The following is a 13,588-nucleotide window of genomic DNA, read 5'->3' on the forward strand; positions in this document are numbered from 1 at the left end:
AATTTACTGAATAAACTTTTTGAATTCACTTAGCGACAACTGGCCATCTTGGTTAGTGTCTATTTGTGAAAAGTTTTCGTGTAGTACGGCATCTTCACCCGCTTCTGATTCGCTAAGTGTGCCGTTACTGTCTTTATCTAGCTCATTAAAAGTAGCTTGAACGTCCATAGCTATTGCATCTGTGCCCATAAACCCAAAAGCCAGCATGGGTAAAATTACTAAAAAGCGGTTGTTCATTTAATTTCCTTATTGATTAAAGTTGCCCTCACTACTACAAAAATAATGCCAATTTAAATAGGTGTTTAAAATCAATAATTTATATTTTTTATGGGGCGCTGGTCGGAATTTTTTACTTAAATGTGTGTTATTTTTGCAACAGGCGGTACGTACTATTAGTCGTTGATATAGTTATCAATAGCTTAGTGTGTTGCTAAATGGCAACAGGTGGGTATATTGGGTTAAATATAGAAGTTGATTCAGCGAGAGTATAAGGTAAGTAACTAAAATAGGGCGCTTAAAATAATAAAAGGAAATGATAATGCCTGTAACGTTGGCTAAAAAGTATCGTGCAATGCTTAATTGGCGGCCTAACTTAATAGGTCAGTTTATAATTAGTATGCTGCTGTCGTTACTGCCGCTTAGTTTAGTGGTTATTGTTTTTTTAAATGCGTTAAACAAACAGCTCGCTGTTACCCAGCTTATTGTTAGTAATAATTACCAAGTTACTAAGTCGTTTAATTTTTTAAAGCAAGAGCTTAATAGTCTAGAGCGGGCAACGCGACAAAACTGGGTGTTAAAAAGCGAGTCGCTCGACACGTTAATAAACGAAAAATGGCAATCCTCCTTACAAACAATCGACACGCTCAGCCAAGCCAGTGCCACACAGCAATACACTATGCAGTGGCGTCGCTTAGCAACAACATTGCGTAGTACTCATCAAGCTTTAATTGAAAATAACCAACAAGATGCTGCATTGTTTGTGCCTATTAGCGATTTAGTGGCTGAGCTTACGGTGTGGTTGCGCGATACGAATGCAGCGCAAATACAAAACAACCAAAGTGAATTAAGTACTTTACAAAGCTCGTTTATTAACTGGTTAGTGGCGCTTATTCCGCTTACTTTACTAGTGGGCGGGGGCTTTTTATGGCGCATAAGTAAGCGCTTAAAAGGGCTTACGTCGGTAATAGATAAACTAGGGCAAGGCCACTGGCAGCAAAAAATTGCAGTGCAAGGCTCAAGTGAGCTGGTGGAATTAGGCGAAAAACTACAATGGGTGCAAGAGCAGCTACATATGCTTGAGCAACAAAAAGATACCTTTTTACGCCATGTAACCCACGAGCTTAAAACGCCGTTGGCTTCAATGGTCGAGGGCACCGATTTACTTAGCGATGAAATAGTCGGCCCCATTACAAAAGAGCAGCAAGCCGTACTTGAGCTTATTAGCCAATCTATGGTGCGTCTGCGCACTATGATTGACAGCCTACTTAGTTATAACGCTATCAGAACCAGTAAAGACAGTGTTAGCGAAGTCGAATTTGGCAATTTAATAAATAAAATAAACAGCCATTTTGAGCACCGCTTAACGGCTAAGCAGCAACGCTTAAATTGGCACAACAGCATAACAAAACAGCCACTTGCATTACCCACAGAGCTGATAGAAATGACCCTCATTCAGCTCATTTCTAATGCGTTAAAATTTTCAAATACAGGGCAAAGTGTTGATGTAACCTTAGCACTTGAGCAAAAGCTACTAACAATACAAGTGCGCGATGAAGGCTGTGGTATTAAAGAGCAAGAAAAAAACCAGATATTCAGCGCATTTTACCAAGGCAAGCATAATAAAGATGTTACGCTGCAAGGCAGTGGCTTAGGTTTAACCATAGTAAAAGAGTCGGTTGAGCAGTTACAAGGCCAGCTTAGTGTTGAGCATAACCAGCCCCAAGGCTGCTTATTTACAATAAAAATACCTTTAATTAATCAAGGAGTTTAATAGCATGCGTACGCGTTTAATAGCTATTTTATGTGTGCTCAGTAGTACGGTTGTTTTAGCTGGGTGTGAAACAAATAACACACAAACAGCAGCAGTGTCGCAGGAGGTAGAGCCTGCAAAAAATGCGGTGCCAAATCCTAAAAAGCGCCCTAAAAGTGACCCCGTTTACCCCAGCGCAGAACGTGTTGTTGCATGGCATGCTAATCAATGTGGCGGTTTTAAAGTAAAGCCAAGCCTACATACTTATTTAGGTGAAAAAGAGCTAAAACGTTTTTTTAAATTCATGTGTGTTAACACCTCAAGTGCACCAGAGGAGGTAATGACACGATTACAAAAACTCGATTTAGCCTACTTTTGGCCTGAGCCAATAAAACAATATTTATGGCTTCAAAAGCAACATGTTACTCGGCAAATAAATGCCCTAAAAGAGCAGCAGGCGTTAAATGACAAAATGCAGCAAACGTTATCGTCTTTAGCCACCATAGAGCAGCAGCTGTTACTACGCGAAGACACTAAGGAGCAGTAATTATGGCAACACACACACCACAAGGTGCAAAAGTATTACTCGTTGATGACGATGCAAGTTTACTTAAATTACTTGCACTAAGAATCGAGTCTAAAGGGTATGACGTAACAACCTGTGAAAGCGGCATACTTGCACTACAAATTCTTAAAAACCAAGTGTTTGATGCAGTTATAACAGACTTGCGTATGGATGAAATGGACGGCATGGCCTTACATCGCCAATTACAAAGCCGTTACCCAGCACTGCCGGTTATAATGATGACAGCGCATGGCTCTATACCCGATGCGGTGGAGGCGACAAAACAAGGTATTTTTGCGTTTATTACAAAACCGGTTGATAAAGACGAGCTGTTTGACAGCCTAGCCAAAGCCATTGAAATACATGGCGTAAACGCAGAAGAATCGCCCCAAAAAAGTAATATAGTAACGCGCAGTGGCGCTATGTTGCACCTCCTTGAGCAAGTAAAATTACTGGGGCCAACCCAAGTAAATGTACTTATTTCTGGCGCCAGCGGTACCGGTAAGGAGCTGCTGGCTCAGGCGATTCATCAACACAGTCATGTAAGTGAAGGGCCTTTTGTGGCTATTAACTGTGGCGCAGTGCCGGGGGAGCTTTTAGAGTCAGAATTATTTGGCCATAAAAAAGGCGCCTTTACAGGGGCGGTGAAAGATCACCAAGGTTTGTTTCAGCAAGCTCAAGGCGGCACCTTATTTCTAGATGAAATTGGCGATATGCCGCTTAATTTACAAGTTAAGTTACTGCGTGTACTGCAAGAAAAAACCATACGCCCGGTGGGCTTTCAAGAAGAGATTCCTATTGATGTGCGCATTGTATCGGCCACTCACAAAAATTTACCCGATGCGATTAGCAATCAACAATTTAGGGAAGATTTATACTACCGACTAAATGTTGTTAATTTAAAATTACCACCGCTGTGTGAGCGCCGAGAAGACATAAGCCTGCTTGCCCAGCACTTTAGCGCAAGTATTGCTAAACGTATGAACCAAAAAGAAAAGCGCTTTGCAAACGATGCCATGCATGCACTAGTACGTTACGACTGGCCTGGGAATATACGCCAGTTACAAAATGTTGTAGAGCAAGTGGTCGCATTGAGCGCCAGCGAGGTAATTTCTGCGCACTTAGTGTTAAACGCACTTAACTCAAACCAAGCCAGTGCAGAGCCGCTTTCTCTAAATGATGCCAAAAAAGAGTTTGAGCGCGATTATGTAATAAACACCCTAAAAATGGCCGGTGGTAACGTAGCTGAAGGTGCAAAGCTTGCCAAACGTAATCGTTCGGATTTTTATAAGTTAATAAAAAAACACAATATTGATGTCGATAATTTAGTGTAATTTAAGAGTAAGGTTATTAAATGCAGTTATTTATGGTGTACCTGGGCGGGCGAATTCAAGGCTGCCACATAGAAATGCACGATATTCGCTTTGTCGTAGGGCAAAGCATTGAGCAAACCTACTCAAAGCTAAAAAGCCAATGGGTGGGCGATAAAAACAATGTGCATATGGACAGCTACATGGCAATTAACCATATCGACGGTTATAAAGTAGAAGTCGTTGATACCTACGTTGAGCAAAATAAGCAGCTGTATTTTGTTAATTTAGGGGCTTACAGAAGTGACTCTATGGCTGAGCAACACGACTTTGCATTGTATGTTGCCAGTAGTGCTGCAGAGGCCAAGGAGCGCGCTAAAAGCGATTTGCTTGCAGGCCTTAGCCATATTCATAAAGATGATTTACATGATGTAGATGACTGCTTTGCTATAGACCTGCTCGACAGCCAACTAAATATTAAGCTTACGCCAAGTGGGCATGCTCAACCAATAAAACCAGATTGGTTTGGCTATTATATTCTTTAACAGTAAAATTAAGAGTCTTGCTCGCTTTGCTCATTGGCTTCGCTTTTAGCTGCCATTTTAAATGCCACAATAACTAGGCCAAACATCGCAAAGGGCAGCGCTGCCAACATGTATTCAACCATGTTGCTATCTTGAAAGTTAGCCTGTAGTAAAAAGTGACCCGCCACGCACATTACAATAACCACAAGTAATATAGGCAGTAGCATAAGTTCTTTTTTTGATGAATGATTTTTCATTGAGTATAAGGCTATGGCTTAAAATAAAGCGCTATTGTAATGAGCTTACTTAAGCTTGGCAAACTATGGTGATTTTAATGGTATGATCGACAACAAATAACCACCCAGTGTGATTAGGATAAACAGTGAAACACAACCTTAAGCAAGTTTACCTTGTTGGTGGCGCGGTACGCGACCAGCTACTTAATATAGCATCAAAAGATAACGACTATGTTGTTATAGGCGAAACACCCCAAACTATGGAGTCGCTTGGTTTTGTGCCTATAGGAAGTGATTTTCCGGTTTATTTACACCCAAAAACAAAAGAAGAATACGCCTTGGGCCGCACCGAGCGAAAAAGCGGTAAAGGCTATACCGGCTTTGTGGTAGATGCCAGCCCTAATGTCACCCTTGAAGAAGATTTAGCACGGCGCGATTTAACCATAAACTCAATGGCACTTGATGAAAACGGCACCGTTATTGACCCTTTCAATGGCCAAAGCGATTTACACAATAAAATACTGCGCCACACCACAGAAGCCTTTGTAGAGGACCCGGTAAGGGTATTACGCATAGCGCGTTTTTTAGCACGCTACGGAAGCGAATGGCGTATTCACCCAAGTACTTATGCATTAATGCGCGAGCTTAAAAACAAAGGTGAGCTTAATCATTTAGTGCCCGAGCGCGTATGGCTCGAAACCGAAAAAGCGCTGGGTGAAAAACACCCTGAACTGTATTTTCAAGCATTACATGGCTTAGGTATTTTCCCTGAAATAGAGAGTATGCAAGGGGTGCCGCAACCTGCAAACCACCACCCCGAAGGTGATGTGTTTGTTCATACTATGTTGGTACTTAGGCGCGCTGCCGATTTAAACTTTAATTTAGAAACACGGTTTGCGGCACTCACTCATGATTTTGGTAAGGCCTTGAGCTTTAAAAAACGCGGTAATTTACGCGGTCATGAACGCGAAGGGGTAGCCGTAGTAGAAAAGTTTTGTGAGCGTTTAAAAGTGCCTAATCGTTTTCGCGATATTGGCGTACTCACCAGTGATAATCACACCTTATGCCATACGCTTGAGCAATTAAGACCACAAACGATTCATAAATTAATTGTTACTAATTTAAATGCTTTAGTGCACCCAGAGCGATTTATTGCGTTTACCCAAGCATGCCAATGTGATGCGCAAGGGCGCGGAGAAACGCTCGTAAATAAGCCCTATCCGCAAGGGGCTAAGCTGCGTGCAATTTTTAATGAATTACAAAAAATGGATAAAAAGCAGGTAGTGCAAACTGCACTTAAAAATGGCAAAAAAGGCCCAGAAATAGGCGAAGAGGTAAAACTGGCAGAAATAAACTGCATTAAAGCGTTTTTACAAAACGAGCAAGCAACGCAATAGGCAATACCCTAGCTGAGATATTCAGACACGCCTTCGTTTTTAACTTGTTCTGGCTGTCGTAAGTTTTTATATGTAGAGGTGGCAGGCTCTGAAGGCAAGCTAGGTGCTTGCTCTTGGGGCCTGTATAGATCAAAAATAAATTCGATCTCTTCACGCTCAAGTGGGTTGTTCATGATCTATTCTCCTTAATTAGCGTTCAGGGTATGGCCGTTTGACTGAATTAAAAGTGAATAGTTACATTTTAAGTTGTAGTAAATTGTAATCGATGTGCAAAAAATAAGGGCGACTAAGTAGGGCGCCACTTTATGCACAGCTTAGCTTTGTAAAGGCAGGGTTACTTTAAACACCACGCCATTACCGCGCTCGTTGTTTTGTGCAGTGACACTGCCTTTATGGTAATCACACACCAGCCTTACAATATAAAGTCCCAAGCCTAAGTGCGGTTGTTGCTGCATTTGCTGGCTACGCACCGACACCATAGAATCAAAAATATGCTCAGTTAGCCCTTCAGGCAGGGCGGGGCCTGTATTACTCACTGTTAATATTGCTTTATTTTCGCTCTGCTTAAGACCTACATTAATAGCTGTATTTGCTTCACTAAATTCCAGCGCATTATTAATAAGCTTATCAAGTAGCTGAGCTATAAATTCGGGAGCACCTTGCATAGGTAAAGGGCTTTGGCATACATCAAGCTCAAATAACTGCTCAGGGTAAGTGAGCTGGTAGCCTTGCATACAGCCATTAATTACTTTTTGTAAATCAAACGGCTCGCTCTCGTTGCTTTGAATGCTTTGTTCAAGGCGCGTGGCTTCGCTCATGGTGGTTATTATTTTACCTAAGCGCTCAACCCCTTCACTTGCTCGCTCTAGGTATTTTTGGCTAAGCTCATTTTGCTCCAAGCTTTGTAGGTTTTCTAAAGAAGAGCGAACCACAGCCACCGGTGTACGTAGCTCATGAGATAACCGCGATGACATATTTTCTAAATAATTCGTGTACCCGCCTAAGCGGCCAACAATATTGGCAAAACTTCGTGAAAGGTCGCCAATTTCATCGTTTGAGTCGCTGTAATTAATACTGCCGGTAATGCGCCCTTGGGCATCAATGGCTTGCTCTGCGGTGTCGCGCAGTCGCCTAATGCGGCTCGAAATACGCGAGGCAAAAAAGAACAACGTAACGGTGCCAATTAGCATCACCGCTAAAATAACGTTAAAAAGCTTTTCCAGCGATTTATTACGCAGGGTGCGAACACCGTTAGTGGTTTCCTCGGCGATTACTGCGCCAATCACTTTATCTTCTATCCAAATAGGGTAAGCCGCCGATAAAATAACGGCTTTACTGTCGGGGGTTAACCGCCAAGACGACGCTGGTTGCCCCTTTAGTGCCTTAGCTAAATGCGTGCCCTGCATTGAGGCAACATCGTGCAGGGTATCTAAAAATTCGTTTTCGGGGCGAGTTAAAATTTTATAATAAAGTGGGTGCAAATACGTTTGCTCAAAGCGTTGCCAGGCATTTTTAGGCGGCTGGTTTTTAAGACCGTCGGCCCATACGCCATCGGCATTTTGAATTGTGCCCGACTGCGCTAATACGCGATGATGATTATCAACCACCCAAATACGGCTACCACTGTGACCCATACCTTTTAAAATTCGGTTAATTTCTGGTGAGGGCACCAATACTGAGCCTAAATCGCTTGGGTTATTTAAATTAGAGGTCGACATTGTTTTAAAATCGAGCGGCGCTTTTTTTGTGTCAATATCGACCACGGCAAAGCCTAGCTTGTTACCAAGCATATTTATAGGAAAGCGCAGCTCTACGTTATATCCCGATTCAGTGCGTATAAAATAGCCCTGAATTTTTGTAAACGGTGTTTTGGTATTAGCATCAAACGCATTTACCCAGCCATCTTGGCGTGGGGCAATAATGTACGTATTAAAATCTCCGTCTGGGCTTTTTAGGCCAATTATTAAATGGTCGTTATTAGTAATGCTTAAACTATTTTTAGCACGATATACAAGGTGATCGTCAGTTACTTTAAACACGGCATATAAATAGTTATCAAACTTGCCAACCATATGATCAAACGATAAATCCTCAGCTTTATGTTCCTTGTCTGCTTTTTGTAAATAGCGTTTATCGTAATGCCAAAAGAGTGGTTGATAGCTTTGCCAGTCGCTCAGTTTGCCATCGAGTTGAATGGCGTTTTTAAGATTGTACGCATATAAGTCGCGCCCTTTTACTACCTGGTCTAAAAAGTTGGTTTGCTCATCAAAAAGGGCTGGGCGTTCATGCAGGGCGGTGGCGAGCGCCCGTGTGGTGCCTACGAGGGTTTTTTCTTGGCCTTGGCGTAAAAATTTTTCCATTTCCCACACGTACTCGTAGCCAAGCCAAGGCAGTAAAAACAAAAAACACGACAGTAATATAAATTTACTGCGCAGGCCAAATCGTAACATTAGCGTTGTTCCCACCTGTAGCCCATGCCGTACACCGTATCTATGCAGTCAAAGTTGTTATCAAGGGCGATAAACTTTTTACGAATGCGTTTTACATGCGAGGTGATAGTGCTGTCGTCTACGTAAATTTTTGCATCGCTCATTAAATCGTTACGGCTTTTTACATGGCCTGGGCGCTGCGCAAGTGAGTGCAACATCCAAAATTCGGTCACGGTTAAATCAACCAATTGCTGCTGCCAAAATACTTGCATGCGCTGGGTGTCGAGCGTTAACTGGCCGCGTGTAATTAATGCATTGGCATCGGCGGGTTGCTCAAGCGCTTCCATGCGTCTAAATAGCGCGCCTATTCTGGCAGCCAAGTGGGCTAAGCTAATATCTTTTGTTAGGTAGTCATCGGCGCCCATACGCAGGCCACACACGGTATCTATTTCACTATCGCGGGCGGTTAAAAAAATAATAGGCAGTGTTTTAGAAAGCGTACGCAAGGTTTGGCAAAGCAAAAAACCGCCGTCTATTTCGTGGCCTAAACCAATATCAACAATGGCTAAATCGGGTAGGGCGTCTTTAAATGCAATCTCTGCGCTGACGCGGTTAGCAAAACCACTTACCTGATAACCTTGGGCGCTAAGCATTTCAATATAGTTTTCGCGGATGGCGGTTTCATCTTCAATGATGGCTATTTTTTTCATTCTACTCACCCTTATTTATTTTAAAACGCACTATATCGAAGTTTTTCAGTTATGTACGCTTAAAAAGGCAATTGCCATTTTTTTGCCACAATTGCTCAGCGGTTTGCCATTTTTGCTCCCCTTTGTTGCCACTTGCAGCTGTTTTAATACAACCATCAAAACAAAACATCACAAATTAAAACAAGTTTAAGGATTACATTATGAAGAAGACATTAATCGCATTAACGCTAGTAGCCACAGTGTGTACACCTGCATTTGCAGCAGCCGCTAACACCCCTTCTAAAGAAGCACATAAAGAAACCGCCATCGGCTTAGGTACTGGCGCCATTATTGGTGGTGTCGTTGGTGGGCCAATTGGTGCTTTTATTGGCGCATTTGCCGGGGGCTTAATTGGTGATTCAAAAGTAGCTGATGACAAAATTGCCCAGCAGCAGAGAGCAATAACAGTGATGCAGCAAAAAACCAGCGACTACCAACAGGTACTTAATCAAAACAATAGGCTAGAGCAGCAGTTAGATGTACTGACTAATCAAAATGAGCAGTTAACACAATCGCAAATAAATAACTTACTTGCCATGACAGTACAATTTAAAACCGGCTCAAGTGCTATTGCCCCGCACTTTGCTACGCAGTTAGACCAGCTTGTGGTGCTGTTAAAAAATCAGCCGCAACTAGCATTAGATTTAAGTGGCTTTGCCGATCAGCGCGGTGATGAGCAAGCGAATCTTTTATTGTCTAAAAAACGTGTAAACGCAGTGCAAAGTTACCTTATAAAGCACGGTATTAGCCATACACGTTTAAGTGCGCACGCTTTTGGCGAGCAACAAACATTAGCGCGCAGCAATACCGTAGAAGATAACTTTTTTGATCGACGCGTAACACTGACTACCCGCTCAATAAACCCAGTAAATGGCCAAACGGCAAGTAACTAAAGCCACTTTTATTTGAGTAAAGTTAAGCGTTCGATGGAGTGATTTTATGTTGAGTAACCCAACCAAAATGCTTACTAAAGTAAGCATTTTTATTTTCTTAGTGGCTGTGCTTCTACTTAGTTTTAATAGCCGTGCACAGTCGCCCAAGCTTGAACTTTTTGACAGCAGCGGCGCATCTGTCGCGCCGGCAATTATATTAAAAAGCGATGCTAACATGACCCTAACCGGGCTGATAAATCACGTGGTTGTTAAGCAAACTTATCAAAACGATAATCCGTTTGCGGTAAATGCGCGTTATGTGTTTCCGCTACCTGATGAAAGCGCCGTACATGCGATGACGATGCACATAGGTGAGCGAGTCATAAAAGGCCAAATAGATAAAAAAGTAGAGGCCGAAAAAAAGTATCAGGCAGCTAAAAATGCAGGCAAGCAAGCCGCACTTGTACGCCAGCAGCGCGTTAATATGTTTATTACTAACGTGGCAAATATAGGCCCTGGCGAGCAAATTGTGATAGAGCTTGAATACCAAGAGATCATTGATTACAGCAATGGCACTTTTGCTATTCGCTTCCCAAGTACTATTACGCCGCGCTATCACACAATAAGCGCAAATATTGAAGCTGAGCAAACTAGCCTAACCCATGCTCCTCAGGGGTGGTTAAGCCCTGTGTATAGCAAAACGCAGCACAGTGAGGCGCCAAACAGCCAATTTAGTTTAAATATTGATATAGATGTAGGCTTAGAGCTTGTAGATATAACGTCTAAATTTCATCGTGTAGAAGTACAAAATCCGGCCTTTGGGCAATATACGGTTGCTTTAAATGAGCAAACGGGGGCCAATCGCGACTTTGTACTTGAGTTTAAACCGCTGCAAAAAGAAAGCGCACAAGCAGCATTTTTTACCCAGCAGTTTGAAAACGGCGACCGGTACGGGCTTGCTATGCTAATGCCGCCAGCAGATCACTTTACACAAACGCAGCGCCTACCTCGCGAAATGGTGTTTGTTGTAGATACCTCTGGCTCTATGCACGGGCAATCTATGGAGCAAGCTAAAAAGGCCCTGTTTTATGCGCTGTCTTTGCTTGATAGCGACGACAGTTTTAACATTATTGGCTTTGATAACGTGGTTACCCCCATGAGCGATAAACCCCTTATTGCTAGTGACTTTAACTTACGCCGCGCTGAGCGCTTTATTTATAGCCTAGAGGCCGACGGTGGTACCGAAATACAAGGTGCACTTGATGCGGTACTTGATGGCAGCAGTTTTGAAGACTTTGTACGCCAAGTGGTGTTTTTAACGGATGGCAGTGTAAGTAACGAAGATGCCTTATTTAAAAATATTCAGCGTAAATTGGGTGATAGCCGTTTATTTACTGTAGGCATTGGCAGTGCCCCCAATAGCTTTTTTATGCGCCGCGCAGCAGATATAGGTAAAGGGTCATTTACGTTTATTGGCAGCACAAATGAGGTGCAGCCTAAAATGAAGCAATTATTTGATAAGCTTGCTCATCCCGCTATCACTAATTTAGCACTGCGCGATGAAAGCACTCACAGTTTAGATTTTTGGCCATCACCTTTGCCTGATTTATATTTTGGCGAGCCAATAATGGTGGCTATAAAACTAAATGATACAAATCAAATTACGCTTAGTGGGCAAACCGCTCAAGGCCCTTTAAATATAAAGCTACGCGCACAAAATAGCGCCAGCGCAAAAGGGATTGATAAGCTGTGGGCGCGCCAAAAAATTAAATCGTTGCTTTTGTATAATGACCGACAGTCAGTTAAAAATGAGGTGCAGGGGCTTGCACTCACACATCAACTACTGAGCCCGTTTACTGCTTTTATAGCTATTGAACACACTCAAATTAACGAGCCTGCAAAGCAAACGGCACTGGCTAAGAACGCAGCGCCGCAAGGACTGGCTATGCGTTTACCACAAACTGATGGGCAAAGCCGACTGTACATATTGCTGGGCTGCATTTTATTACTTGGCTATGGCGCGGTTAAAATAAACCGAGGGCTTAAATGAATAAGTGGCTAAGTGCGGGCTTATTAATCGCTGGGCTGGGGCTGTTTTCTCATGGTGCTTATATGCAAGCTAAGGCATGGCTTGCCCAAGTATTAATAGAGCAGGCCTGGCAAGAGGCGCTTATTACGCCACACGCTCGTGTTAAACCGTGGTTTTACGCCGACAGCTTTGTAACCGCGCAGCTTAACTGGCCTGTGCATAATAAAGTGCTTAGCGTTTTAGCTGGGGCAAGTGGTCGTAATTTAGCATTTGCACCAAGCCACTTTTTGCCAGGGGCAAAGCTTGGAGATAAACATGGCGGTGCGTTAATAGCGGGTCACAACGATACCCACTTTGCATTTTTAAAACACACTAAAGTGGGTGAAACGTTTACGCTGCAGCTGCAAAGCGGCGTAATACAGCATTATAAAGTGAAGGGGATTGAGGTTATTCATCAATCCCAGCAGGCGTTTTTACAAACCCCAGGCCTTTATTTATTAACCTGTTACCCTTTTGACTCGCTGGCATCGGGTACTGATTTAAGATGGCTTGTATCGGCTGAGTTGATAGGGTCATCGCCAGCGTCATTAAGCGGTATGTCTACCACCAGCTCTTGATGTCGTTGGCTTATCATCACCCCTGCAAAAACAACAAATATACTCACCCATTGCCAAAAATCGAGTACTTCACCCAAAATAATGGCCGATAAAATAAGCGTAAAAATAGGAATTAAATTTGAATAAGCCGCAGCCGTTAATACCGACACTTTGCCAATTGCATAGTTATACATACCATAGCCACCTAAGGTGACAAACGAGCCTAAATACAAAATGCTCATAAGGGCGGTTAGGTCATGCTGGTTTTCGCTTGGCAAGTCGATAAAAAATAAAAACGGTGCAAAAAACACACTGCCGCTTATGCCTTGTAAAGCAATTAGCGTTAACGGCGAGTAGCGATTGGCTAAGTGCTTAATGCTAATGGTGTAAAACGCCGCGCATACCATGGCCATAAGTTCTAAAAAGTTACCCAATAATGGATTAGGGGCCTGATCGGTATTTGGTGAAAGCAAAGTAAGTAAAATACTGCCGCCAATACACAGGGTAAACCCAATCACAATGGCTTTACTTATATACTCTTTAAGCATAAAAAACGCCATCAACGCCACAATAATAGGCAAACACGAAACAATAACTCCCGCCTGAGAGGCCGAGGTGTATTCCATTGCGTGGCCTTCAAATAAAAAGTACAAGCATGGCTCTGCGAGCGACATACCTAATAAGTACTTCCAATCGCCTTTTAAATACTCAAACCTAATTACATAACGCCATAAACAAAGCGATAAAACTAAGGTGGTTAGCATGCGTAAAAATATAACTAGTGCAGGGTCGTAAACGGCAATAGCATATTTAAGTGCAATAAAGGAGCTACCCCATAAAAAGGTGGCAATAATTAGGCATAAACTGGCTGGCATAAATGAAATTTTATCAAATTAAATTAACGCCGATCCT

Annotated in this window: 14 protein-coding genes; 8 read left to right on the plus strand and 6 right to left on the minus strand. The window is 42.7% G+C overall.

Annotated features, from left to right (window positions below):
* Positions 1-3: 3 nt before the first annotated feature.
* A complete protein-coding gene (locus tag MTN96_RS01860) occupies positions 4-237 on the minus strand; it encodes a calcium dependent protein (RefSeq protein WP_004586103.1) in 234 nt (77 codons plus the stop codon).
* Positions 238-538: 301 nt separating this feature from the next.
* Here MTN96_RS01860 and MTN96_RS01865 point away from each other — a divergent pair, with 301 nt between their 5' ends.
* From MTN96_RS01865 to MTN96_RS01880, 4 genes are read left to right on the plus strand one after another with little or no spacing between them, the layout of a single operon-like run.
* The gene (locus MTN96_RS01865) at positions 539-1,990 is read left to right on the plus strand and encodes a HAMP domain-containing sensor histidine kinase (RefSeq protein WP_248530595.1); all 1,452 of its coding nucleotides are present in this window, start codon (positions 539-541) and stop codon (positions 1,988-1,990) included.
* Positions 1,991-1,994: 4 nt separating this feature from the next.
* Complete coding sequence (locus tag MTN96_RS01870; RefSeq protein ID WP_029773902.1) at positions 1,995-2,516, plus strand: hypothetical protein; 522 nt, start codon at positions 1,995-1,997, stop codon at positions 2,514-2,516.
* 2 nt (positions 2,517-2,518) lie between these two features.
* The gene (locus tag MTN96_RS01875; RefSeq protein WP_055252807.1) at positions 2,519-3,868 is read left to right on the plus strand and encodes a sigma 54-interacting transcriptional regulator; all 1,350 of its coding nucleotides are present in this window, start codon (positions 2,519-2,521) and stop codon (positions 3,866-3,868) included.
* A 20-nt stretch (positions 3,869-3,888) separates the two neighbouring features.
* Positions 3,889-4,389: a DUF1543 domain-containing protein gene (locus MTN96_RS01880; protein WP_064385316.1), complete on the plus strand. Its 501-nt coding sequence runs from the start codon at positions 3,889-3,891 to the stop codon at positions 4,387-4,389.
* Between the two features lie 8 nt (positions 4,390-4,397).
* On the opposite strand, the gene MTN96_RS01885 is transcribed toward MTN96_RS01880, so the two are convergent.
* Positions 4,398-4,625 carry a hypothetical protein gene (locus tag MTN96_RS01885; protein WP_004586108.1) on the minus strand — a complete coding sequence of 76 codons (228 nt, stop codon included), beginning with the start codon at positions 4,623-4,625 and terminating at the stop codon, positions 4,398-4,400.
* Between the two features lie 125 nt (positions 4,626-4,750).
* Here MTN96_RS01885 and MTN96_RS01890 point away from each other — a divergent pair, with 125 nt between their 5' ends.
* Positions 4,751-6,001 (plus strand): multifunctional CCA addition/repair protein, encoded by a 1,251-nt coding sequence (locus MTN96_RS01890; RefSeq protein WP_029773901.1) that lies wholly within the window; start codon positions 4,751-4,753, stop codon positions 5,999-6,001.
* 8 nt (positions 6,002-6,009) lie between these two features.
* Here the strand turns inward: MTN96_RS01890 and MTN96_RS01895 are convergent, their stop codons facing one another.
* From MTN96_RS01895 to pdsR, 3 genes are all read right to left on the minus strand, one after another.
* On the minus strand, positions 6,010-6,174 hold the full coding sequence (locus MTN96_RS01895) for a hypothetical protein (RefSeq protein ID WP_024033174.1): 165 nt from the start codon (positions 6,172-6,174) through the stop codon (positions 6,010-6,012).
* Positions 6,175-6,315: 141 nt separating this feature from the next.
* Positions 6,316-8,451, minus strand: coding sequence for a proteobacterial dedicated sortase system histidine kinase (pdsS, locus tag MTN96_RS01900; RefSeq protein WP_138611217.1), 2,136 nt, complete (start codon positions 8,449-8,451; stop codon positions 6,316-6,318).
* Positions 8,451-9,140, minus strand: a complete 690-nt coding sequence (gene pdsR, locus MTN96_RS01905) for a proteobacterial dedicated sortase system response regulator (protein WP_004586111.1) — start codon at positions 9,138-9,140, stop codon at positions 8,451-8,453. Before pdsR ends, pdsS begins: the two co-directional genes overlap by 1 nt.
* Before the next feature lie 200 nt (positions 9,141-9,340).
* On the opposite strand from pdsR, the gene pdsO reads away from it, so the two are divergent.
* The 3 genes from pdsO to MTN96_RS01920 are packed head-to-tail and all read left to right on the plus strand — an operon-like array spanning position 9,341 to position 12,697.
* Complete coding sequence (pdsO, locus tag MTN96_RS01910) at positions 9,341-10,072, plus strand: sortase-associated OmpA-like protein PdsO (RefSeq protein WP_024033170.1); 732 nt, start codon at positions 9,341-9,343, stop codon at positions 10,070-10,072.
* A 46-nt stretch (positions 10,073-10,118) separates the two neighbouring features.
* Positions 10,119-12,101, plus strand: a complete 1,983-nt coding sequence (locus tag MTN96_RS01915) for a marine proteobacterial sortase target protein (RefSeq protein ID WP_248530596.1) — start codon at positions 10,119-10,121, stop codon at positions 12,099-12,101.
* Positions 12,098-12,697, plus strand: coding sequence for a class GN sortase (locus tag MTN96_RS01920; RefSeq protein WP_029773899.1), 600 nt, complete (start codon positions 12,098-12,100; stop codon positions 12,695-12,697). The genes MTN96_RS01915 and MTN96_RS01920 overlap by 4 nt, the downstream gene beginning before the upstream one ends.
* Here the strand turns inward: MTN96_RS01920 and MTN96_RS01925 are convergent.
* On the minus strand, positions 12,586-13,551 hold the full coding sequence (locus tag MTN96_RS01925) for a DMT family transporter (RefSeq protein WP_004586115.1): 966 nt from the start codon (positions 13,549-13,551) through the stop codon (positions 12,586-12,588). The two genes, MTN96_RS01920 and MTN96_RS01925, sit on opposite strands and share 112 nt — an antisense overlap.
* Positions 13,552-13,588 lie beyond the last annotated feature (37 nt).

The sequence above is a fragment of the Pseudoalteromonas sp. 2CM28B genome (assembly GCF_023161935.1).

Excerpts from the sequence above, each read along its gene's own strand:
- MTN96_RS01860 (WP_004586103.1), bottom strand. The coding sequence starts at position 237 with ATGAACAACCGCTTTTTAGTAATTTTACCCATGCTGGCTTTTGGGTTT.
- MTN96_RS01865 (WP_248530595.1), top strand. The coding sequence starts at position 539 with ATGCCTGTAACGTTGGCTAAAAAGTATCGTGCAATGCTTAATTGGCGG.
- MTN96_RS01870 (WP_029773902.1), top strand. The coding sequence starts at position 1,995 with ATGCGTACGCGTTTAATAGCTATTTTATGTGTGCTCAGTAGTACGGTT.
- MTN96_RS01875 (WP_055252807.1), top strand. The coding sequence starts at position 2,519 with ATGGCAACACACACACCACAAGGTGCAAAAGTATTACTCGTTGATGAC.
- MTN96_RS01880 (WP_064385316.1), top strand. The coding sequence starts at position 3,889 with ATGCAGTTATTTATGGTGTACCTGGGCGGGCGAATTCAAGGCTGCCAC.
- MTN96_RS01885 (WP_004586108.1), bottom strand. The coding sequence starts at position 4,625 with ATGAAAAATCATTCATCAAAAAAAGAACTTATGCTACTGCCTATATTA.
- MTN96_RS01895 (WP_024033174.1), bottom strand. The coding sequence starts at position 6,174 with ATGAACAACCCACTTGAGCGTGAAGAGATCGAATTTATTTTTGATCTA.
- pdsS (WP_138611217.1), bottom strand. The coding sequence starts at position 8,451 with ATGTTACGATTTGGCCTGCGCAGTAAATTTATATTACTGTCGTGTTTT.
- pdsR (WP_004586111.1), bottom strand. The coding sequence starts at position 9,140 with ATGAAAAAAATAGCCATCATTGAAGATGAAACCGCCATCCGCGAAAAC.
- pdsO (WP_024033170.1), top strand. The coding sequence starts at position 9,341 with ATGAAGAAGACATTAATCGCATTAACGCTAGTAGCCACAGTGTGTACA.
- MTN96_RS01915 (WP_248530596.1), top strand. The coding sequence starts at position 10,119 with ATGTTGAGTAACCCAACCAAAATGCTTACTAAAGTAAGCATTTTTATT.
- MTN96_RS01920 (WP_029773899.1), top strand. The coding sequence starts at position 12,098 with ATGAATAAGTGGCTAAGTGCGGGCTTATTAATCGCTGGGCTGGGGCTG.
- MTN96_RS01925 (WP_004586115.1), bottom strand. The coding sequence starts at position 13,551 with ATGCCAGCCAGTTTATGCCTAATTATTGCCACCTTTTTATGGGGTAGC.